The sequence below is a fragment of the Pseudomonas lalucatii genome (assembly GCF_018398425.1).
GTDB lineage: Bacteria > Pseudomonadota > Gammaproteobacteria > Pseudomonadales > Pseudomonadaceae > Aquipseudomonas > Aquipseudomonas lalucatii.
In genome coordinates, this window is record NZ_JADPMV010000001.1 from 1,990,596 (window position 1) to 2,010,819 (window position 20,224).

The following is a 20,224-nucleotide window of genomic DNA, read 5'->3' on the forward strand; positions in this document are numbered from 1 at the left end:
GCCTTCAGCCGGGGTAATAGCGGCTGATGCAGTCCACTACGCAGCCGGGGCGCTCCTCGCCCTCGATCTCGACAGTCACGCGGATGGTGGCCTGCACCCCGCCCTTGACCTCTTCCACCGCCAGCAGCTGGGCGCTGCCGCGCACCCTGCTGCCTGCCTTGACCACATTGGGGAAACGCACCCGCTCGCAGCCGTAGTTGACCCCCATGCTGATGCCGCGCACCTCGAGGATCTGCGGCAGGAACAGGTTGACCAGGCTCAGGCTCAGGTAGCCGTGGGCGATGCAGGCGCCGAAGGGGCCGCTGGCCGCGCGCACGGGGTCGACATGAATCCACTGGTGGTCGCCGGTGGCCTCGGCGAACTGGTCGATGCGTTGCTGCTCCAGCGTCAGCCAGTCGCTATGGCCCAGTTGTTCGCCGACGCGGCCGACCAACTCGAAGGGGCTCTGGAAGATCATCGTCATGCTCAGGCCCTCTGGCTGGAGACCGACAGCACTTCGCCGGTCATGTAGGAGCTGTAGTCGCTGGCCAGGAACATCATCACGTTGGCCACCTCCCAGACTTCCGCGGCGCGGCCGAAGGCCTCGTTGGCCGCCAGCTGCTCCAGCACGGCCTGGGGCGCGGATTTGCGCAGGAAATCGTGCAGGGCGATGCTCGGGCTCACCGCGTTGATGCGGATGCCATGTTCGGCGGCTTCCACCGCGGCGCAGCGGGTCAGCGCCATGACCCCGGCCTTGGCCGCGGCGTAGTGGCTCTGCTGCTTCTGCGCGCGCCAGCCGAGCACCGAGGCGTTGTTGACGATGACCCCGGCCCGGCGCGCCATCATCTTCGGCAACATGGCGCGGGTCATGCGCATGGTGCCGGTGAGGGTCACGTCGAGCACCCGGCTCCACTCCTCGTCGCTCATCTCCACCAGCAGCCGCGAGCCACCCAGGCCGGCGTTGTTGATCAGCACGTCGACGCCGCCCAGGTCGCGCTCGGCCGCCTCGATCAGCGCCTGCACCTGGGCCTCGTCGGCGACGTTGCAGACCTGGCTGAATACCTGCTGCAGCCCGCTCTGCTCGCGGATCTTCGCCACCGCCTCGGCCAGGCGGCCCTCGTGGATATCGCTGATCAGCAGCGCCCGGCAACCTTCCTCGGCGGCGCGCAGGGCCGCGGAGAAACCGATGCCGGCGCCGGCGGCGGCGGTGATCAGCACCGACTTGCCGCGCAGCAGGCCGTGACCCGGTACGTAATGGGGGATGGACATGGGCAAACTCCTCGAAGCGGGATCAGCCGCGCACGCGCGGTTCGCGGGGCATGCCCAGCGCGCGTTCGGCGATGATGTTGCGTTGGATTTCGTTGCTGCCGCCGTAGATGGTGTCCGAGCGACTGAACAGGAACATCGACTGCAGGCGGCCCAGTTGGTAGGGCCCACCCTCCAGCAGCTCAGCCTCGGCGCCGAGCACGTCCATGGCCAGCTTGCCCAGCTCCAGGTGCCAGGTAGACCAGCCCAGCTTGTAGATCATCGCCTCGCGCTGCAGCCGCCCGTCCTGCGGGCCCGAGAGCATGCGCAGGGAGTTGGCGCGCAGAATGCGCAGGCCGCTCCAGGCCCTGGCGATGCGCTGGCGCAGCAGCGGATCGGCGGCGGCGCCATTGGCCCGGGCTATGGCGATGATCTCTTCCAGCTCGTTGTGGAACAGCATCTGCTGGCCCAGGGTCGAGACTCCGCGCTCGAAGCCGAGCAGCGCCATGGCGATCTTCCAGCCCTCGCCCGGCGCGCCGAGGATATTGGCCGCGTCGGTCTCGGCGTCGTCGAAGAACACCTCGTTGAACTCGCTGGTGCCGGTCAGCTGCTCGATCGGCCGCACCGTGACGCCCGCCTGGGCCATGGGCACCAGCAGGAAGGACAGGCCCTGGTGGCCGACGCTGCCCGCTTCGGTGCGGGCGATGACGAAACACCAGTCGGACTCGTGGGCCAGGGAGGTCCAGACCTTCTGCCCGTTGATCCGCCATTTGCCGCCGGCCTCGTCCAGCGTCGCGCGGGTCTTGACGTTGGCCAGGTCCGAGCCGGCGCCCGGCTCGGAATAGCCCTGGCACCAGAACTCGCTGCCGCTGACTATGCCGGGCAGCAGGCGGCGCTTCTGCTCGTCCGTGCCGAAGGCGGCGATGGTCGGCCCGGCCAGGCCCTCGCCGATATGGCCCATGCGCCCGGGGCCGCCGGCGCGGGCGTATTCCTCGTGGAAGATCACCTGCTGGTTGATCGACAGGCCGCGACCGCCGTGCTCCGGCGCCCAGCCGACGCAGGTCCAACGGCCGCCTGCCAGCTTGCGCTCCCAGGCCTTGCGCTGCTCGGGAAAGCTGTGCTCGTCGCCCGGGCCGCCGCGAAAGCGCAGCTCCTCGAACTCGCCGCCCAGATTGGCCGCCAGCCAGGCGGCGACCTCGGCGCGAAATACCTCGTCCGCGGCGGTGAATCCTAGCTTCATGGCTGTTCTCCGGCTTGTGGGGCGTCCAGCAGCGCGGCGGCGATGCGCTCGCGGTGCCAGGACGGCGCGCCGAGAAAGGCCTCGCCGGCCCGGGCGCGCTTGAAATAGAGGTGCGGGTCGTACTCCCAGGTGAAGCCGACGCCGCCGTGCAACTGGATGGACTCGGCCGCGCAGTGGAAGAAGGCCTCGCCGCACTCGGCCTTGGCCAACGCCGCGGCCAGCGGCAGCTCGGCGGCCACCGCCGCGTCGCCCTCCGGGTCCAGCGCCTCCTGAGCCACGCAGGCGGCGTAGTAGGCCGCCGAGCGTGCGCACTCGACCTGCAGCATCATGTCCGCGGCGCGGTGCTTGAGCGCCTGGAAGCTGGCGATCGGCCGGCCGAACTGCTGGCGTTCCTGCATATAGGCGACGCTCAGGTCGAGCACCTGCTGGGCGCCGCCGGTCTGCTCGGCGGCCAGGCCGATACAGGCCAGTTGCAGGGTGCGTTCGAGCCGCGGCCAGGCCATGCCGAACTCGCCCAGCAGGCAGTCGGCGTCGAGATACAGGTTGTGCAGTTCGATGCGTGCCTGGCGGCGGGTCTGGTCCATGGCCGGCAGCGCCTGGCGCTGGATGCCGGCGCTGTCACTGGCGACCGCGAACAGGCTGATGCCCGCCGCGCCGGTCGAACCTGGGGTGCGCGCGGCGATGATCAGCAGATCGGCACTGTGGCCATCGAGCACGTAATTCAGCGTGCCGTTGAGCACGAAGCCCTGGCCTTCGGCGACCGCCGTGGCCTGCACGGTGTCGGCATCCCAGCGGTTGGCGCCGGCGAACGCCAGGGTGGCGGTGTGGCTGCCCACGGCGATGCGCGGCAGCCAGGTGTTCTTCTGCTGCTCGCTGCCGGCCAGCAGCAACGCCGGGGTGGCCAGACAGGCGGTGGCGAAGAACGGCGAACAGAGCAGGCGGCGACCCATCTGTTCCAACAGGATCGCCAGCTCGACATAACCCAGGCCCAGGCCGCCGTACTGCTCGGGGATATGCAGGGCCGGCCAATACATCTCTGCGCACAGGCGCTGCCACAGCTCGGCGTCATAACCGTGCTCACTGACCATCGCCGTGCGTACCGCGGCGGAGTCTGACACCTGCGCGAGAAAACCCTCGGCGGACGTGCGAATCATTTCCTGCTCGTCGCTGAATGCAAATTCCATAGGCGCGCCTTCTGCTCGTCTGACGGAGGCGCACACGACTAGGCCCCCTTCGCCGAGGAGTCTGGCGGCTCACCGGCGCGGCGGAATCGTTACCGCCGCCTAGTCCGAATGGCCGATGCCCGGACCGCTCGGGCGCTCCTGGCTCACCCCCTACGGCGCCCGACGCCGTTCTAAGGCCGATGGCGATGGGCGTATAGTCGCCAGCTATACACAGTGAGCCGATGGGGAGCGCTAACGGGATGGACGAGCAGGAGCAGTCGGGGCCGATCACCGACGAGGAGGTATTGGCCTATATGCAGCGCCAGCTGAGGTCCGGGCGGGTCAAGCCGGCGGTGCTGGTGGAGCTGACGCAGAAGGCCTATGCGCAGGTCTCCCGCGAGCGGATCCTCCACTGCTTCGACCAGCTGGACTCCTCGTTGCTCAAGCGATAGAAGCGGCGAGACGTGCGGCACGGCACCGGTGTGGCGTGCCGCACTCGCGCTCGGCTTCCCGGCTATATTTCCAGATGCACCGGGAGGTCGACATGAGCAGCTTCGATAAGCGTGGCAACCCCGTTTCCTATGGTTCGCAGCAGGCCGTAGAGGCGCTGGACCGGGTCTGCGACCTGCTGCATGCCTATCAGGCCGACCCACTGGCTGAGGTCGACCGACTCATCGCCGAGCATCCCGACTTTGCCCTGGCCCATGCCTTTCGCGCCGGGGCCCTGGCGACCGCCACCGACAAGGCCTTCGAGGATGAACTGGGCAAGAGTCTGCGGGCCGCCGAAGCGCTGCTGGCGCAGGCCAACGAGCGTGAACGGATGCACATCGGCGCACTGCGGGCATGGTTCGAGGGCGACTGGGAACGGGCGGTCGAGCGCTGGGGCCGAGTGTCGATCGCCTACCCGCGCGACCTGCTGGCGCTGCAATTGGCCCATCTGGGCGACTTCTATCTGGGCTACTCGCAGATGCTGCGCGATCGCGTGGCGCGGGTGCTACCGCATTGGCATCAAGACATCCCGGGCTTCGGCTTCGTCAAGGGCATGTATGCCTTCGGCCTGGAAGAGGCCGGCGATTATCGGCACGCCGAAGAACAAGGGCGCGCAGCCGTGGCCTTGAACAGGCAGGATGGCTGGGCGGTGCATGCCGTCACCCATGTCATGGAAATGCAGGGACGCAGCGCAGAGGGCGCGCAATACCTGGCCGGTAACGCCGACGGCTGGGCGCCCAACAGCATGTTCGCCTTTCATCTCTGGTGGCACAAAGCCCTGTTCCACCTGGAAGCCAATGACGCGGCCAGCGCGCTGCAGATATACGACCAGCACATCTCTGCCGCAGGGTTCACCCAAGCGCTCGAGCTGCTCGATGGCTCCTCCCTGCTCTGGCGCCTGGCGCTCCTGGGCCATGAGGTCGGCGCGCGCTGGAATGCGCTGGCGGAAAAGTGGCGGGCACGCAGCGACGACGCTTACTACGCCTTCAACGATGTGAACGCGATGCTGGCCTTCGCCGGCATTGGCGACCAGCAGGCCCAGGAGCGCCAGCTCGCGGCGGTCAGGCGTGCGGCGGCCGGCCAGGGCAGCAACGCGATGATGAGCCGGGAGATCGGCGTGCCGGCCTGCGAAGGGCTGGTCGCCTTCGCCCGAGGCCACTACCGGCAGGCCATCGACTGGTTATCGCCACTGCGTGGCAAGGCCAATCGCTTCGGCGGCAGTCACGCCCAGCGCGACCTGTTTTCCTGGACCCTCACGGAAGCCGCCATTCGCCTCGGTGATCGGCCACTCGCCGAGGCCTTCGTCGCCGAACGCCTGTCGTGGAAGCCGCACAGCCCACTCAACCGGGCCTGGGCGCAACGCGTCGGGCGGCTGCAGGCGCCGCAGTCGCCCTAGCAGGCCGTTGAAAAACGTAGGCGAGGCAGCCGAGGCTAGGCAAAAACAGGCGAAGAAGCGGAGTTTACGAGCTGTAAATGAGCATTCTGAGCCTGTTTTTAACGACGCATCGGCAACGCAGGTAGTTTTTCAACAGCCTGCTGGCGCCCCGCAGCCCCGGCGCACCAGGCAGGCTCAGCTGCCATAGACCTTCTGCGCCGGCACGGCCTCGGCGATCAGTTGCGCCACCGCCTCACCGACTTCGGCCGGCAGCCAGCGCCCGCCCTTGTCGCGCTCCGGGCCCTTGCGCCAGCCGTCGGCGATCGACAGCCTGCCGCCTTCCACCTCGAACAGCCGGCCGCTGACGTGCTGGGACTGCTCCGAGCCGAGCCAGACCAGCAGCGGCGCGACGTTCTCCGGGGCGAAGTAGTCGAAGCCCTCCTGCGGTTTCTGCATCACCTCGGCGAACACCTGTTCGGTCATGCCGGTGCGCGCGGCCGGGGCCAGGGCGTTGGCGGTGATGCCGTAGCGCGCCAGTTCGGCGGCCTGGACCAGGGTCAGGGCGGCGATGCCGCCCTTGGCCGCGGCGTAGTTGGACTGGCCGATGGAGCCCTGCAGCCCGGCGCCGGAACTGGTGTTGATGATCCGCGCGCGGACCTGGGCACCGCCCTTGGCCTGCTCGCGCCAGTACTTGACCGCATGGCTGGCGATGCAGAAATGGCCCTTGAGGTGCACGGCCATCACCGCGTCCCAGTCCGCCTCGCTGAGGCTGGCGAACATGCGGTCGCGGCAGATGCCGGCGTTGTTCAGCACTACGTGCAGGTCGCCGAAGTGCTCGATGGCGGCGCGCACTATCTCGCCCGCCGCCTCGTAATTGGTGATGTCCTGGCTGTTGGCCAGGGCCGCGCCGCCCTGGCCCTGGATCTCGGCGACCACGGCGGCGGCGGCCTCGCGGTTGATGTCGTTGACCAGCACCTTGGCGCCTTCGGCGGCGAAGGCCAGGGCATAGGCCTTGCCCAGGCCGCCCCCGGCGCCGGTGATGATGACTACGCGGTCTTTGCAAATAGGCATTGTCGTTCTCCGGATAGTGAAAATTCCCGCCAGCCCGCAACCCGACTTCTGTCCGGACTAAGAATCAGGATCGCGGGCATGGCCCGCTCCTACAGGACGCAGCGACGCCATGCCCTCGTAGGAGCGGCCCATGGCCGCGATGCTTGCTGCCAAGGCAGCAAGGCTCAGAGTCTCTCGATAATCGTCACGTTGGCCTGGCCGCCGCCTTCGCACATGGTCTGCAGGCCGTAGCGGCCGCCGCTGCGTTCCAGCTCGTGGAGCAGGCTGCACATCAAGCGGGTGCCGGTGGCGCCGAGCGGATGGCCGAGGGCGATGGCGCCGCCGTTGACGTTGGTCTGCGCGTGGGGGTAGCCGGTTTCCTGGAGCCAGGCCATGGCCACCGAGGCGAAGGCCTCGTTGATCTCCACCCGGTCGATGTCGTCCAGGCGCATGCCGGCGCGCTTGAGCGCGTAGGCGGTGGCCGGAATCGGCGCGGTGAGCATCCAGATCGGGTCTTCGGCGCGCACGCTGATATGGTGAATGCGCGCGCGCGGGGTCAGGTCGTAGCGCCTGAGCGCCGCCTCCGAGACGATCAGCAGGGCGCTGGCGGCGTCGCAGGTCTGGCTCGACACCGCGGCGGTGACCCGCTCGCAGCCGAACAGGAAGTCCAGCTCGGCCATCTTCGCCAGGGTGGTCTGGCGCGGCGTCTCGTCCTGCGCGACGCCGGCCAGCGGCACGATTTCGCGGACGAAGCGGCCTTCGTCTATGGCGCGCAGGGCCCGCTGATGGGACTCCAGGGCATAGGCTTCCAGCGCTTCGCGCGACAACCCCCACTTCTCGGCGATCATCTGCGCCGCCTTGAACTGGGTCGGCGGCTGCTTGCCGTAACGCCGCACCCAGCCCTCGGAGCCGGAGAAGGGATCGCTGAAACCCAGCGGCTCGGCGGCGGTCATGGCCGAGGAGATGGGGATCTGGGTCATGCACTGCACGCCGCCGGCGATCACCACGTCCTGGGTGCCGCTCATCACCGCCTGCGCGGCGAAGTGCACGGCCTGCTGCGAGGAGCCGCACTGGCGGTCGATGGTGGTGCCGGGCACCGCCTGCGACAGGCCGGCGGCCAGCCAGCTGGTGCGGGCGATGTCGCCGGCCTGGGGGCCAATGGTGTCGACGCAGCCGAAGATCACGTCGTCGTACTCGTGGTCGGGAATGCCGTTGCGCGCGACCAACGCGCGCAGCACGTGGGCGCCCAGGTCGGCGGCATGGATCTGGCTCAGACCGCCCTTGCGCCGCCCGGTGGGGCTGCGCAGGGCGTCGACTATATAGGCTTCAGCCATAACAAAACCTCGAACAGGCTAAGACCGGCGGCCGATGCCGCCGGCGAATCAATTGATGAAGGTCTGACCGGCGCCGGCGGGCAAGGCGCCGCCGAACAACGCCTCGCGCGCCCGCGCCTTGTGCCAGCCGCGGTCGCCCCAGACCTTGTCCAGGGCCCAGGCGCGTTTCATGAACAGCTGCAGGTCGACCTCCCAGGTGTAGCCCATGGCGCCATGCACCTGGATGGCGTTCTTGGCCGCCAGCAAGGCGGCCTCGGCGCAGGCCAGCTTGGCGTGGGAAACCTGCACCGCCGCCCCCGGCTGATCCTCGCTGACCGCATAGGCGGCGCGGTACAGCGGGCCCTTGGCGAATTCGATGTGCACCGCGACATTGGCCATCAGGTGCTTGACCGCCTGGAAGGAGCCGACCGGCTTGCCGAACTGCTTGCGCTCGAAGCTGTAGTCCACCGCCAGGTCGACCATGCGCTTGGCCAGGCCGAGCAGTTGCGCCGCCGTACCCAGGGCGCCGCGATTGCCGGTGGCGGCCCAGAGCGCGCGGCCCTGTTCGCCACTGGCCACGCAGCTGGCGGCACTCGGCGTCCAGTCGACGCGAAACAGCTGGCGGCTGGGGTCCACCGACTGGTTGCGGGTCAGTTGCACCGCCGCCCGCGGCAGCGCGTGCACCTCGTCGCCATGGGGCAGCAGCAGCAGGTCGGCGACATGCGCATCGCTCACCAGCGGGTTGCCCGGCTGGCCCACCGCCAGGCGCGCGCGGCCCTCGGCGACGCGGCTCAGCCAGTCGCTCTGCAGCTCCAGTTGCTCGTCGCCCAGACCACTGAGCAGCGGCACGCCGAGCAGCACTGTGTCCACCAGCGGCTCGGCCAACCCGGCATAGCCGCACTCCTGGGCCAGCAGAACGAAGTCCAGCTCGTTCAGGCTCAGGCCGCCATGGGCTTCCGGCACGGTCAGGGCGGTCAGGCCCAGCTCGGCGAGCTGCGTCCACAGCTCGTCGCTGCGTCCGCTGTCGGTCTGCCACAGCTCGCGGATGCGCTCGGGGGTGACCTCGTTGGTCAGGAAGCTCCTGACGTTGGCCTGGAACAGCAGTTGATCCTGGCTAAAGCTAAAGTCCATGACGCCCCCTGTTATGCGCGCGGCATGCCGAGCATGCGTTCGGCGATGATGTTGCGCTGGATTTCGTTGGTGCCGGCGTAGATGGGCCCGGCCTGGGCGAACAGGAAGCCGTCCAGCCAGTGGCCGACTTCACCGGCGTCCGGGGCCTCGGGCAGCAGCTCGCCGCGCAGGCCGAGGATGCTCAAGGCGGTCTCGTGCATGCGCTGGTCCAGCTCCGACCAGAAGATCTTGTTGGTCGAGGACTCGGCGCCGATCTTGCCGCCCTTGCCCAGCTGCGAGGCGGTCATATAGGTGGCCAGGGTGTAGGCCTCGGCATCCAGGTAGGCGCGCATCACCGCCTCGCCTATGGCCGGGTCCTGGTCGGCCTGCTCGCGGTTGTCCAGGTACAACTGCACCAGGCGCCGCGCGGTTTCCTGGAAGCGCGCCGGCGAGCGCAGCATCAGCCCGCGCTCGAAGCCGGCGGTGGACATGGCCACCTGCCAACCCTGGCCGACGCCGCCGAGCACGTTCGCCGCCGGCACCTCGACGTCGTCGAAGAACACCTCGGCGAAGCCCGGCAGGCCGTTGAGCTGCTCGATCGGCCGCACCGTGATGCCCGGGCTGTCGAGCGGCACCAGGATGAAGGTCAGGCCGTGATGGCGGCTGGACTGCGGGTCGGTGCGGAAGATGCCGAACAGCCAATCGGCCCAGACCGCGCGGGTCGACCAGGTCTTCTGGCCGTTGATGACGTAGGTGTCGCCCACCCGCTCGGCGCGGCAGCGGATAGCCGCCATGTCGGAGCCGGCGCCCGGCTCGGACCAGCCCTGGGCCCAGATCTCCTCGCCGGTGGCCATCTTCGGCAGAAAGCGCGCCTGCTGCTCCGGGGTGCCGTACTCCATCAGGGTCGGGCCGAGCAGGAAGATGCCGTTCTGGTTGACCCGCGCCGGGGCACCGGCGCGGTAATACTCCTCCTCGAAGATCAGCCACTCGATCAGGTCGCAGCCGCGCCCGCCCAGTTCGCTCGGCCAGGTCACCATGCCCCAGCGCCCCTGGTTGAGGGTGGCCTCCCAGACGCGGTGCGCGGCGAAACCCGCCTCGGTGTCGAAGGATGGCAGCGGTGCGCTGGGCACGTTGGCCGCCAGCCAGGCGCGCACCTCGGCGCGGAAGGCCTGCTGGCGCTCGGTGTAGTGAAGGTCCATAGAAGTCTGTCCTGTCAGCCGTTGAACTGGGCGCCGCGCTTCTCGACGAAGGAGTCGCGGGCCTCCTGGGAATCCAGCGAGCGGTAGGCCTCGAGGGTGAAGCCCTGCTCCCAGCGGTATTTGTCTTCGAGATTGCCGTCCTCGATGCCGGTCAGCGCTTCCTTGGCCAGGGCGATCATCGCCGGGCTCTTGGCCGCGATCTTGCGCGCGATCTCCAGCGCCGCCTCGCGCAGCTCGGCGCGCGGCACCACGCGCTCCACGGCGCCGAGGCGGTAGGCCTCGGCGGCGTCGATCGGCTCGCCGGTGAAGTACATGTGGCGCACCTTCTGCACCGGGAACAGGCGCTGCAGGTGGGCGCCGCCGCCCATGGCGCCGCGGTCCACCTCGGGCACGCCGAAGCTGGCGCAGTCGCTGGCCACCAGGATGTCGGCGGCGCCGCACAGGCCGATGCCGCCGCCGAGGACGAAGCCGTGCACGGCGATGATCACCGGCTTGGGATTGCGGTGCACCGCCTTGAAGCTGTCGTAGTTGCCCTTGTTCACCGCCACTATCAGGTTGCCGTCGGCGGCCAGTTCCTTGATGTCGACCCCGGCGCAGAAGCCGCGGCCCTCGGCGCGGATGAGGATGACCCGCACCGCCGGCTCGTCGCCGAGACGCCTGAGCTCGGCGGCGATGGCCGCCCAGCCCTGGCAGTCGAAGGCATTGACCGGCGGGTGGTCGAACACCAGCTCGGCGATGCCGTTGTCGATGCTGACGCTAAATGGTGCGGACATGAGCTTCTCCCCTCAGGAAATATGGCGGCACAGCTCGACCAGGCGCGCTTCGGCCTCCTGGACTATCTGGCCAATCAATTCTGCGCAGCCCGGCAGGCTGTCGATGCTCGCGGCGACCTGACCGGCCGGCAGCACGCCCTGCGCGGGCAGGCCCTCGACCATGGCCTTCTGGATCACCATGGGCGCGTTGGCCGCCATCAGCGTCTGCGCCGCGCTCAGCTCGCCGGCGCCGCCCATCTTCAGCGCGCTGGCGAGCAGCTGAGCGAGGCTGGCGCCGCTGTGCTTGCGATAGGCCAGGGCGCAGCGCAGGGCCAGCAGCAGGCGCCTGAGCCCGCCGCTGCGCTCCAGTTGGTCGAGCAGTTCGTTGCGAATCATCCGTTGCGGCATGCCGTCGATGGCGCGGCTGACGATGATCGCCGCCGGATCGCGCACCGCCAGGTAGCGCGCCAGGGTCGCCGGCGGCACCGGGCTGTCGGCGCTCATCAGAAAACGCGTGCCCATGGCGATGCCAGAGGCGCCCAGGGCCAGGGCGGCGACCAGGCCGCGACCGTCCTTGAAGCCGCCGGCGGCCACCACAGGCACCTGCACCGCGTCCACCACCTGGGCCAGCAGCAGGGCAGTCGGCACCGAGCCGGTATGGCCGCCGCCCTCGCCGCCCTGAATGGTCACCGCGTCAGCGCCCATCTCCACCGCCTTGACCGCGTGCTTGAGCGCGCCGACCGTGGGGATGCAGACCACCCCGGCATCCTTCAGGCGGCCGATCATGGCCTTGCCCGGCGAACGGCTGTAGCTGACCGCCTTGACCCTGTGCTTGAGCACCAGCTCGACTATGTCGCCGGCGTTGGCCTGGTACATGTGGAAGTTGACGCCGAAGGGCGCGTCGCTGAGCGCCTGGGTCTCGCGGATCGCCGCCTCCATGCGCTGCGGCTCTATGGTGGCGCCGGCGAGAAAGCCGAAGCCGCCGGCATTGCCGGTGGCGGCCACCAGCCTGGGGTCGGCGACCCAGCCCATGGCGGTCTGGATGATCGGGTAACGGCAGCCGAGCAGTTCGGTCAGGCGGGTGTTCAGGGCCACGGTCATCAGGCCTCCGCCGGCTTGCGCTGGGAACTGGCCATGGCTTTGGCGTCGTAGCCGCCCAGGCGGTCACCGGAGACCAGTTCGTTGTGGGCGTGGGCGAAGTGGTGCAGGCCGAACACCATGTCCATGGTGGCGCGCTTGCCCATCAGGTCCTCGGCGTTGTTCAGCGCCTGCTTGGTCAGCTGCAGGCCCAGGCGCGGCATCTGCGCGATGCGTCGGGCCATGTCCAGGGTCACGTCCTCCAGCACGTCGCGCGGCACCACCTTGTTGAGCATGCCCATCTGCCGGGCGCGGGCGGCCGGCATGCGTTCGCCGAGAAAGAGGAATTCCTTGGCGATGCGCGGGTTGAGTTCGTGGGCGTGGGCGAAGTATTCCACCCCGGGGATGCCCATGCGCACCACAGGGTCGGCGAAGTAGGCGTCGTCCGAGGCGACTATCAGGTCGCAGACCCAGGCCAGCATCAGGCCGCCGGCGATGCAGGCGCCCTGGACCATGGCGATGGTCGGCTTGGGCATCTCGCGCCAGCGCCGGCACATGCCCAGGTAGACCTCCTGCTCGCGGGCATAGAGGAACTCGCCGCCGGGCTTATTGACGTGGTCGTACCACAGGCTGGCGCGCTCGAAGCTCTGGTCGACGTCGCGCCCCGGAGTGCCTATGTCGTGGCCGGCGGAGAAGTGCTTGCCGGCGCCGCGCAGCACTATGACCTTGACCGCATCGTCGGCGCAGGCGCGCTGGAAGGCGGCGTCCAGCGCGTAGGTCATCTGCGAGTTCTGCGCGTTGTGGTACTCGGGGCGGTGCATGGTGACCAGGGCTACCGCGCCCTGCACCTCGTAGAGCACCACGTCGCTGGGGTCTGGCTGGTTCTGTTCGCTCATCTTCGGCTTCTCCGGCAGGCGGGACTGCGTGTGGCGGTCAGCGCGGGCTGCGCGCGCCCGGCGGGTTGTCTTTCAGCTGCTTGGCGCGCAGGTTGTGCGGGTCCAGCTGCTGGATCAGCGCCAACTGCTCGGCGCTCGGCGCGGCGGTGGTGGGGATGGTCTCCGGCACCTGCAGGGCGAAGCCGGTGTTGTCCTGCACCTCGGCCACAGTCACGCCCGGGTGCAGCGAGCGGATGCGCGGCTGGCGGTCGGGGCCCTGGAAGTCCAGCACGCACAGGTCGGTGACTATCAGGCGGATGTCGATCTCCTCCAGCGACCAGCCACGGGCCAGGCGCGCCGGGTTGTAGCCGACCGAGGCGACCATATCCACCTCGCCCTCGACGAACACCCGGCGGTTGTGGCTGGGCACGAAGAAGGAGTTGGCGTGGCTGATGGAGTTGCCGGGAAAGCCGCGCACCCCGAGCATCTGCACCTTGGGCTTGGCGTAGTCACCGATGCAGCTGATGTTGGCCTGGCCGAAGCGGTCGATCTGGGTCGGGCCGACCAGGGCATGGCGCTTGCCGCCCCAGACGTTGTCGAAGATCCGCGAGAAGCCCATCCAGCTGTCGCGCTTGGGCTGGTAGCCGCCCCGTGCGCCGAGGGGCACCGGCTCGGCGACCATAAAGGCCTCGGAGTCGGTCATCAGCAGCTCAGGGTTGCTGCTGAGCATGCTCAGCGAGGCGGCCAGGCGCGGGATCACGCCGATGCCGGTGGCCAGCACCTCGCCGTCGCCGCGCCAGCATTCGCTGGCGGCGCAGATCAGCAGTTCGGCGAGGCTGTAGGGGGTGTTGTCAGTGGTCATGGCAAGCCTCGCTTAGAAAACCGGCAGGGGGAGCTGGCGAATCGCGGCCAGGCCGCCGACCCGCTCCAGGTACTGCGCATGGCTGCAGTCGACGTACTGCTCGACATAGGCCGGCCAGCCGCCAGGCTCGCTGGCCGAGGCGTTGTAGGCCTTGAAGTGGCCGACATCGAAGCCGTACAGCGGCGCACAGGAGCTGGGGTGGGCGCCGCCCGGCAGATGCACCACGGCGCTGGTCTGGTTGCGTTCCCAGAGCACCTGGCGCACGGCCTCGGGATGGGCGTGGAACCAGGCGCTGTCGACCAGTTCGTCGCAGCTGACGTAGCTGCGCTCGGCGGCGCGCACGAACAGGTCGTCCATATAGTGGTCCGGGCCCTGGATCTGGCAGACGCCGCGGGCATCGGCGCGGTCGACGTGGACCAGCGCCGCGTCCAGCTTGAGCGCCGGCATGGCGACCCAGTCCTTGCCGTCGGCATAGGGCGAGGCGATCAGCTTGATCTGCGGGTTGTGGCTCAGCACGTCGGTGCCCAGGCCCACCGCGGTGGGGATGAAGGGCACGCCCATGGCGGCGGCGCGCAGGCCGAGCAGGAGCATGCCCTCGTCGATCTCCATCACCTCGAGGGCGCCGTCCTGACGGGCCTTGCGGAAGTACGGCTCGAGCGGGATGAAGTCCAGGGAGACGAAGGCGAACACCAGCTTCCTGACCTTGCCGGCGGCGCACAGCATGCCGACGTCGGCGCCGCCGTAGGCGACCACCGTCAGGTCCTTGAGCTCGGAACGCAGGATCTCGCGCACCAGGGCCATGGGCTTGCGCCGCGGGCCCCAGCCGCCGATGCCGATGCACATGCCGTCACGCAGCTGGGCGACGACCTCGGCTGCCGTGGTGCATTTGTTCATGCGCGCCTCCATCACTGCCGCCCCACGCTGAAGTCATGGCCCCAGTGGCTGACCACTGTGCTCTCGAACGGCGTGTGGCGTTGCCAGTCCATGACCTTGCCGCCGTAGCCGTACTCCAGGTCGAAACCGCCCGGGGTCTGCATGTAGAAGGAGGTCATCTCGTCGTTGGTGTGGCGGCCGAGGGTGGCCGACAGCTTGCCGCCTTCGGCGTGCAGGCGGTCGAGGGCGCGGCCGACGTCGTCGAGGTTGTCCACCTCGACCATCAGGTGCACGCAGCCGGAGGGAATCGGGCACTCGAACAGCGCCAGGGAATGGTGGCGGCCGTTGTTGCAGTGCAGGAAATGGATGCGCTTCTGCGGCTCGGCCGGGTCGTCGGTGAAACGCACCTTCATCAGGTCGGACAGGCCCAGGCCCATGACCCGCTGGTAGAAGTCCAGGCAGCGCTCGAAGTTCGGCGCCGGCAGCACCGCATGGCCCATGCCCAGCTCGCCGCTGACGAAGCCGTGCACGCCGACCGGCGAGACGAAGCGGGCGAAGTCCTGCAGCGGACCCCAGAACAGTTCGTGGCGGTTGCCGTCCGGGTCGCAGAAGCGGGCCAGGGCCTGCACCTTGCGCTGCGCGGCCTCGGCGGCGCTGCCGCGGCTCACCTGCACATCGGCCTGCTGCAGCTCGGCGATGGCCTGCTCGAAGGCCGCCGCGCCGGCCAGTTCCCAGCCGCAGGCGCCGTAGCCGTCGCGCTCGGCCCGCTCGACCAGCAGGCGGTAGGGCCGCTCGTCCATCTTCAGGTACAGCAGGCCAGCGTCCTCCTCGGCCACCATCATGCCCAGCACGACGGTCGCGTAACGACGCCACTTGTCCAGGTCGGTCGCGAGTACGCTGACATACCCCAGGCCACGGATATCCATGCTTGCCTCCTCATATTCCACCAACCGCCACGGCCAATGCCGAAGCGGGCTATGGACGGGGATTTAATCGGCTCGCAGGAGGGGCAACATCGTCCGTTGAGACTATCGAGAGAATCCCGCACAGGAAGCTCGAGGAGCGGGTCAACCACCTCCGGCCGCGGGCGTCGATCCCTGGCCCCGGGGTTCCGGGCAGCATCCAGTGCCTGGAGGGCATTGCTGCCGTTCTCATGGGGCCGCGCCTAAGCCTTCGTCTCGAACAGCTGCAGGCCGACTCCGGGCGCGACACGCGGCCATGGCGCGAGCGGGCAAGGCGTGGACAGGCTGGGGGGACGCAGGGGCGGCAGAGGCCGCTCATACGCTGGTGCGGCCGCGCGGGCATGACTGAGCTTGATCGACGAGCAGCTCAGCTCTCGACCATCGACCTTTCGCGAACAAACGCCATGAATGGCCCGGCAGGCAGCGGCCGGGAAAACAGGTCGCCCTGATGGACATGGCAGCCATGCTTGACCAGGAAGCTGCGCTGCGCTTCCGTCTCCACCCCCTCCGCGACGACCCCGAGCCCCAGGCTCTGGCCCAGGCTGACGATGGCGCAGGCGATGGAGGCGTCGTTCGGATCGACCAGCACGTCCCTGACGAAGGACTGGTCGATCTTGAGCTCCTCCAGCGGCAGGCTCTTCAGGTAGGACAGCGACGAGTAGCCCGTACCGAAGTCGTCCAGGGCGAGGCCGAGGCCATGGCCTTTCAGCTCGACCATCTTGGCGACGGTGTTCTCCAGGTCCTCTATCAGCAGGCCTTCCGTCAGTTCCAGCTTCAGTCGCCGCGGGTCGGCGCCTGTACCGCGAAGCACCGAGAGCACCTCTGCGACGAAGTCCGGGTGGTGGAACTGGCGCGCGCTGACATTCACCGCCATGCTCAACCCGGCGGTCTCCGGATGCCCTGCCCAAGCCACCAGCTGTGCGCAAGCGGCCTCCAGCACCCAGCGGCCCAGGGGCAGAATCAGCCCGGACTCCTCCGCCACGGAGATGAAGTCCGCCGGCAACACGCTGCCGCGTTCGGGGTGATGCCAGCGCACCAGCGCCTCCGCCCCCAGGATGCGGCCCTCGGTATTCACCTGCGGCTGGAAATGCAGCAGGAACTCTCGTCGCTGCAAGCCCTGGCGCAAGTCCGCCTCCAGCCTGGCCCGCGCGGTGGCGACCGCCTGCATTTCCGGATCGAAGAAGCGCATGGTGTTACGGCCCGCGGCCTTGGCGCGATACATCGCCAGGTCGGCGCGCTTCATGACATCGTCCGCGCTGCTCAGCTGCCCCTGGAACAGGGCGATGCCGACACTGGGGGTGCTGTGGTGTTCGTAGCCATCCAGCCGGTAGGAAATGTTCAGCGCGCCGAGAATCTTGTCGCCGATGGCCTGGGCCTGGACCACCGCCTCGGCCGGGGTCTCATCCAGGTCCTCGAGCAAGACCACGAACTCGTCGCCCCCCAGGCGCGCCACGGTATCGCTTTCGCGGACGCAGTCGCTGAGACGCAGGGCCACCTGCTGCAGCAACATGTCGCCCCTGTCGTGTCCCAGCGTGTCGTTCAGCACCTTGAAGTTATCCAGGTCGATGAGGATGATCGCACTGGTACGCAGGCTGCGCGCATTGCCGGCCAGCGCACACTGCAGGCGGTCCAGCATGAGGCGCCGGTTGGCCAGCCCGGTCAGCTGATCGTAGAAGGCCAGGCGATTGACCTCCTGCTCGGTGGTCTTGCGCTGGGTGATATCGGTGTTGATCGACAGAACGGACTGCGGCCGCCCCGCCTCGTCCCGCACCAGCGTCGCGCGGCTTTCGAGGGTCATGCTGCTGCCATCGCGGCGCCTGAGGGTGACCTCACCCGCCCAGTCGCCCGTTGCGAGCAGCGCCTGGATGGCCGCATCGCGCGTGCCCTCGCCCTGGTAGATCAGCCCCCGGGCCGACTCGCCGGGCGCGGTCTCCGCGGTCAGGCCGAAGAGGCGTTCGGCACTCTTGTTCCAGTAGAGAATCCGATCATCCATGCCGTGGACGACGATCGCATCCTGGGCCTTGTCCAGCAGCGAGGCCTGCTGGCGGAATCGTCGTTCGCTTTCGCGCAGCTCCTCCAGGTAGCCCTCCCGTTCCTCGGCATGCGCCTCCATTTCGCGCCTGATCTTGCGCCCGTACACAACCGCCGCGCTGACCATGACCAGGACGAACGCCATGATCGCGTACTCGACCCGCCGCAGGGTCTCGACCGACTCCAGTTCCTCCTGGAGAAGCTTGCCTTGAATCTGCCCGACACGCTCACGCACCGTCGTCAATGACGCGAGCAGCTCGGCATACTTCCGGTCCATGGTCGCCATGCGCTTACCGGCGTTGTCGGCCTCGCCGGCCTTGAAGTAGGAAAAGATCAGCGAGGCCTCGTCGACCATCTGCGCCATGGCCGCGTCCACTGCCTCCACCTCATCTTGCAAGGCGAGGGTGAACAGCCGTACCTCGGCGCTGCGCCCGCCTTGATCCGCCACCCGCGCCCGCAGCTGCTCCTTCGCCATGGCCAGGTGCTCGTTGAAAACCTGCAGCGCCTGGCTCATCTTGCGCGACTCGCTATCGACCTGCAGCGTATCGAACACGTTGTTGCCCGGCGCGTTGACTTCGGAGGCGAAGCTGCCCAGCGCCGAGTAGCTCGACAGCTGCTGAACCCACGACTGGTTTGCCTGGATGGAGCGGTGGTAGGTGTCGACGATCCGATGATTCAGGAGCACGCCGAGCACCACAACCAGCACGTCGAAGCCGGCGAGAAAGAAATACATGAGATGCCATTTCTTCGAACGCGAGCGGTGCTGATGACCGAGGGCATGGGATTCGCCACTTCCGCTGTGAGAGCACGTCATCGAGAAGCCTCCACCTGCGTACCTTCCAACTCCGCCACCCGCAGTGATCGCGTGACGCGACGGCCCTGGCCATGCCCCCAGGCCGGCCACCCGCCGACTCGGGGGCCGGCAGCCCCGTAGCGGCACGGCAGGCGCATCTAGACAAGATAGCCAAGAATCCCGTTGGCAGCCGCGCATCGGCGCCCACGGGCCGCGACACCGGCAAGCCGCAGCGCGGCGCAACTGTGCTTAGATGGGGCACCTCCGACTGCCGCGGAACGCCCATGACCGCCCGAACCCTGCTGCTGACCGCCCTGGCCATGCTCGCCTTCGCCGGCAACTCGTTGCTGTGCCGCCTGGCCCTGCGCGAGACCGAGATCGATGCCGCCAGCTTCACCAGCCTGCGCCTCGCCTCCGGCGCCATGGCCCTGTGGCTGTTGTTGCGCCTGCGCTCGACCCGCCCGGACGGTGCCGGGAGCTGGCTGGCCGCGGCGGCGCTGTTCGCCTATGCCCTGGCGTTCTCCTTGGCCTATCTCAGCCTCGACGCCGGAGCCGGGGCCCTGCTGCTGTTCGGCGCCGTGCAGCTCAGCATGATCGCCTGGGGCCTGTACCGCGGCGAGCGCCTGGCGCACGGGGCCTGGGCCGGCCTGCTGCTGGCGATCGGCGGCGTACTGGCGCTGCTGCTGCCCGGGGCCAGCGCGCCGCCGCTGGGCGGCGCCCTGCTGATGCTGCTGGCGGGTCTGGCCTGGGGTGTCTACTCCCTGCTCGGCAGGGGCATCGCCGACCCGCTGGCCGCCACGGCGGGCAACTTTCTGCGTGCCACGCCCATGGCGCTGCTGGTCAGCGCGCTGCTGCTGGGGCGGGCCAGCTGGGACCCGCCGGGCCTGATCTATGCCCTGCTGTCCGGCGCCATCACCTCGGGCGTCGGCTACGCCATCTGGTATACCGCGCTGCGCGGCCTGCAGTCCTTTCAGGCGGCCAGCGTGCAGCTCAGCGTCCCGATCCTGGCGGCACTGGCCGGCAGCCTGCTGCTCGACGAGGCCTTGAGCCTGCGCCTGGTGTTGAGCGCCGCGGCCGTGCTCGGCGGCATCGCCCTGGTGCTGAGTGCCAGGCAGCTGGCCGGCGTCCCCCGGCCGGGGCAGGCGCGGCGCAGCGGACCTTGAGCCCGAGGCCGTGTCCTCTTCTATCCTCTATCGACGCCCCTCGAGGAAAACCGCACCATGCCCTGCCGATCACCCGCCCTGCTGCTCGCCCTCCTGCCACTACTGCTGGCCGGCAGTCTGGGGGGCTGCGGCAGCCTGGCGCTGCGCGACCCGCTGCACATCGACCTGGTCGGCCTCGAGCCGCTCCCCGGCCAGGGCCTGGAAATGCGCTTCGCCCTCAAGCTGCGGGTGCAGAACCCCAACGACAGGGCACTGGACTACCACGGCGTGGCCCTGGCCCTGGAGCTCAACGGCCAGCCGCTGGCCAGCGGGGTGAGCGATCAACGGGGTCAGGTGCCGCGCTTCGGCGAGGCCTTGCTCAGCGTGCCGGTGAGCATTTCCGCCTTCTCCGCCATGCGCCAGGCCTGGGGAGCGGCCGGCTACCGGTCGGGGCAAGGGCTGCCCTATGAGCTGAGTGGCAAGCTGGCGGGCGGGCTGTTCGGCACCACCCGCTTCACCGACCGGGGCGTGCTGAACTGGCCGGAGCCGGCCGCGCCTCAGTGAGACCCGCGGCCCTGGCGCCGGGTGGCGGACAGACAGGGTGCACCGGTCACCACGCCATTGGCGGAGCCGGCCACGCCGCGCCTGAGGCTCAGCCAGATGCGCCGGAGCGCGGCCAGCCGGGACTGGCCCC

Annotated in this window: 19 protein-coding genes; 4 read left to right on the forward strand and 15 right to left on the reverse strand. The window is 68.9% G+C overall.

The window, feature by feature from the left end:
- Positions 1 to 4: 4 nt before the first annotated feature.
- From I0D00_RS09055 to I0D00_RS09070, 4 genes are read right to left on the reverse strand one after another with little or no spacing between them, the layout of a single operon-like run.
- Entirely contained in the window at positions 5 to 463 is a 459-nt protein-coding gene (locus I0D00_RS09055) for a MaoC family dehydratase (protein ID WP_213639391.1), read from the reverse strand.
- Positions 464 to 465: 2 nt separating this feature from the next.
- A complete protein-coding gene (locus tag I0D00_RS09060; protein WP_213639392.1) occupies positions 466 to 1,248 on the reverse strand; it encodes an SDR family oxidoreductase in 783 nt (260 codons plus the stop codon).
- Positions 1,249 to 1,270: 22 nt separating this feature from the next.
- A complete protein-coding gene (locus tag I0D00_RS09065) occupies positions 1,271 to 2,464 on the reverse strand; it encodes an acyl-CoA dehydrogenase family protein (protein ID WP_213639393.1) in 1,194 nt (397 codons plus the stop codon).
- The gene (locus I0D00_RS09070; protein ID WP_213639394.1) at positions 2,461 to 3,648 is read right to left on the reverse strand and encodes an acyl-CoA dehydrogenase family protein; all 1,188 of its coding nucleotides are present in this window, start codon (positions 3,646 to 3,648) and stop codon (positions 2,461 to 2,463) included. The genes I0D00_RS09065 and I0D00_RS09070 overlap by 4 nt, the downstream gene beginning before the upstream one ends.
- A gap of 239 nt (positions 3,649 to 3,887) precedes the next feature.
- On the opposite strand from I0D00_RS09070, the gene I0D00_RS09075 reads away from it, so the two are divergent.
- On the forward strand, positions 3,888 to 4,079 hold the full coding sequence (locus tag I0D00_RS09075; protein WP_213639395.1) for a hypothetical protein: 192 nt from the start codon (positions 3,888 to 3,890) through the stop codon (positions 4,077 to 4,079).
- 92 nt (positions 4,080 to 4,171) lie between these two features.
- On the forward strand, positions 4,172 to 5,512 hold the full coding sequence (locus I0D00_RS09080) for a tetratricopeptide repeat protein (protein WP_213639396.1): 1,341 nt from the start codon (positions 4,172 to 4,174) through the stop codon (positions 5,510 to 5,512).
- Between the two features lie 174 nt (positions 5,513 to 5,686).
- Here I0D00_RS09080 and I0D00_RS09085 read toward each other — a convergent pair whose 3' ends face one another.
- The 11 genes from I0D00_RS09085 to I0D00_RS09135 all read right to left on the reverse strand — a co-directional run bounded on the left by I0D00_RS09085 (position 5,687) and on the right by I0D00_RS09135 (position 18,328).
- Positions 5,687 to 6,562, reverse strand: coding sequence for an SDR family oxidoreductase (locus I0D00_RS09085; RefSeq protein WP_213639397.1), 876 nt, complete (start codon positions 6,560 to 6,562; stop codon positions 5,687 to 5,689).
- Between the two features lie 164 nt (positions 6,563 to 6,726).
- Complete coding sequence (locus I0D00_RS09090; protein ID WP_213639398.1) at positions 6,727 to 7,875, reverse strand: acetyl-CoA C-acetyltransferase; 1,149 nt, start codon at positions 7,873 to 7,875, stop codon at positions 6,727 to 6,729.
- Between the two features lie 48 nt (positions 7,876 to 7,923).
- Positions 7,924 to 8,985, reverse strand: coding sequence for an acyl-CoA dehydrogenase family protein (locus I0D00_RS09095; RefSeq protein WP_213639399.1), 1,062 nt, complete (start codon positions 8,983 to 8,985; stop codon positions 7,924 to 7,926).
- Between the two features lie 11 nt (positions 8,986 to 8,996).
- Complete coding sequence (locus I0D00_RS09100) at positions 8,997 to 10,163, reverse strand: acyl-CoA dehydrogenase family protein (protein WP_213639400.1); 1,167 nt, start codon at positions 10,161 to 10,163, stop codon at positions 8,997 to 8,999.
- A 14-nt stretch (positions 10,164 to 10,177) separates the two neighbouring features.
- Positions 10,178 to 10,936, reverse strand: a complete 759-nt coding sequence (locus tag I0D00_RS09105; RefSeq protein WP_213639401.1) for an enoyl-CoA hydratase family protein — start codon at positions 10,934 to 10,936, stop codon at positions 10,178 to 10,180.
- Between the two features lie 12 nt (positions 10,937 to 10,948).
- Positions 10,949 to 12,016 carry an NAD(P)H-dependent flavin oxidoreductase gene (locus I0D00_RS09110; RefSeq protein ID WP_213639402.1) on the reverse strand — a complete coding sequence of 356 codons (1,068 nt, stop codon included), beginning with the start codon at positions 12,014 to 12,016 and terminating at the stop codon, positions 10,949 to 10,951.
- Complete coding sequence (locus I0D00_RS09115; protein ID WP_213639403.1) at positions 12,016 to 12,888, reverse strand: enoyl-CoA hydratase; 873 nt, start codon at positions 12,886 to 12,888, stop codon at positions 12,016 to 12,018. Before I0D00_RS09115 ends, I0D00_RS09110 begins: the two co-directional genes overlap by 1 nt.
- Before the next feature lie 37 nt (positions 12,889 to 12,925).
- A complete protein-coding gene (locus tag I0D00_RS09120; RefSeq protein WP_213639404.1) occupies positions 12,926 to 13,729 on the reverse strand; it encodes a CoA-transferase subunit beta in 804 nt (267 codons plus the stop codon).
- Positions 13,730 to 13,741: 12 nt separating this feature from the next.
- The gene (locus tag I0D00_RS09125) at positions 13,742 to 14,623 is read right to left on the reverse strand and encodes a CoA transferase subunit A (protein WP_213639405.1); all 882 of its coding nucleotides are present in this window, start codon (positions 14,621 to 14,623) and stop codon (positions 13,742 to 13,744) included.
- A gap of 11 nt (positions 14,624 to 14,634) precedes the next feature.
- Positions 14,635 to 15,528 carry a VOC family protein gene (locus I0D00_RS09130; protein WP_213639406.1) on the reverse strand — a complete coding sequence of 298 codons (894 nt, stop codon included), beginning with the start codon at positions 15,526 to 15,528 and terminating at the stop codon, positions 14,635 to 14,637.
- A 403-nt stretch (positions 15,529 to 15,931) separates the two neighbouring features.
- The gene (locus I0D00_RS09135; protein ID WP_213639407.1) at positions 15,932 to 18,328 is read right to left on the reverse strand and encodes a putative bifunctional diguanylate cyclase/phosphodiesterase; all 2,397 of its coding nucleotides are present in this window, start codon (positions 18,326 to 18,328) and stop codon (positions 15,932 to 15,934) included.
- Between the two features lie 344 nt (positions 18,329 to 18,672).
- Here I0D00_RS09135 and I0D00_RS09140 point away from each other — a divergent pair, with 344 nt between their 5' ends.
- A complete protein-coding gene (locus I0D00_RS09140) occupies positions 18,673 to 19,551 on the forward strand; it encodes a DMT family transporter (RefSeq protein WP_213639408.1) in 879 nt (292 codons plus the stop codon).
- A 57-nt stretch (positions 19,552 to 19,608) separates the two neighbouring features.
- Complete coding sequence (locus tag I0D00_RS09145; RefSeq protein WP_213639409.1) at positions 19,609 to 20,094, forward strand: LEA/WHy family protein; 486 nt, start codon at positions 19,609 to 19,611, stop codon at positions 20,092 to 20,094.
- Positions 20,095 to 20,224 lie beyond the last annotated feature (130 nt).

Coding starts and splice junctions, on each gene's coding strand:
- I0D00_RS09090 (WP_213639398.1), bottom strand. CDS start 7,875: ATGGCTGAAGCCTATATAGTCGACGCCCTGCGCAGCCCCACCGGGCGG.
- I0D00_RS09070 (WP_213639394.1), bottom strand. CDS start 3,648: ATGGAATTTGCATTCAGCGACGAGCAGGAAATGATTCGCACGTCCGCC.
- I0D00_RS09085 (WP_213639397.1), bottom strand. CDS start 6,562: ATGCCTATTTGCAAAGACCGCGTAGTCATCATCACCGGCGCCGGGGGC.
- I0D00_RS09130 (WP_213639406.1), bottom strand. CDS start 15,528: ATGGATATCCGTGGCCTGGGGTATGTCAGCGTACTCGCGACCGACCTG.
- I0D00_RS09140 (WP_213639408.1), top strand. CDS start 18,673: ATGACCGCCCGAACCCTGCTGCTGACCGCCCTGGCCATGCTCGCCTTC.
- I0D00_RS09060 (WP_213639392.1), bottom strand. CDS start 1,248: ATGTCCATCCCCCATTACGTACCGGGTCACGGCCTGCTGCGCGGCAAG.
- I0D00_RS09075 (WP_213639395.1), top strand. CDS start 3,888: ATGGACGAGCAGGAGCAGTCGGGGCCGATCACCGACGAGGAGGTATTG.
- I0D00_RS09135 (WP_213639407.1), bottom strand. CDS start 18,328: ATGTATTTCTTTCTCGCCGGCTTCGACGTGCTGGTTGTGGTGCTCGGC.
- I0D00_RS09145 (WP_213639409.1), top strand. CDS start 19,609: ATGCCCTGCCGATCACCCGCCCTGCTGCTCGCCCTCCTGCCACTACTG.
- I0D00_RS09065 (WP_213639393.1), bottom strand. CDS start 2,464: ATGAAGCTAGGATTCACCGCCGCGGACGAGGTATTTCGCGCCGAGGTC.
- I0D00_RS09115 (WP_213639403.1), bottom strand. CDS start 12,888: ATGAGCGAACAGAACCAGCCAGACCCCAGCGACGTGGTGCTCTACGAG.
- I0D00_RS09095 (WP_213639399.1), bottom strand. CDS start 8,985: ATGGACTTTAGCTTTAGCCAGGATCAACTGCTGTTCCAGGCCAACGTC.
- I0D00_RS09110 (WP_213639402.1), bottom strand. CDS start 12,016: ATGACCGTGGCCCTGAACACCCGCCTGACCGAACTGCTCGGCTGCCGT.
- I0D00_RS09120 (WP_213639404.1), bottom strand. CDS start 13,729: ATGACCACTGACAACACCCCCTACAGCCTCGCCGAACTGCTGATCTGC.
- I0D00_RS09125 (WP_213639405.1), bottom strand. CDS start 14,623: ATGAACAAATGCACCACGGCAGCCGAGGTCGTCGCCCAGCTGCGTGAC.
- I0D00_RS09055 (WP_213639391.1), bottom strand. CDS start 463: ATGACGATGATCTTCCAGAGCCCCTTCGAGTTGGTCGGCCGCGTCGGC.
- I0D00_RS09105 (WP_213639401.1), bottom strand. CDS start 10,936: ATGTCCGCACCATTTAGCGTCAGCATCGACAACGGCATCGCCGAGCTG.
- I0D00_RS09100 (WP_213639400.1), bottom strand. CDS start 10,163: ATGGACCTTCACTACACCGAGCGCCAGCAGGCCTTCCGCGCCGAGGTG.
- I0D00_RS09080 (WP_213639396.1), top strand. CDS start 4,172: ATGAGCAGCTTCGATAAGCGTGGCAACCCCGTTTCCTATGGTTCGCAG.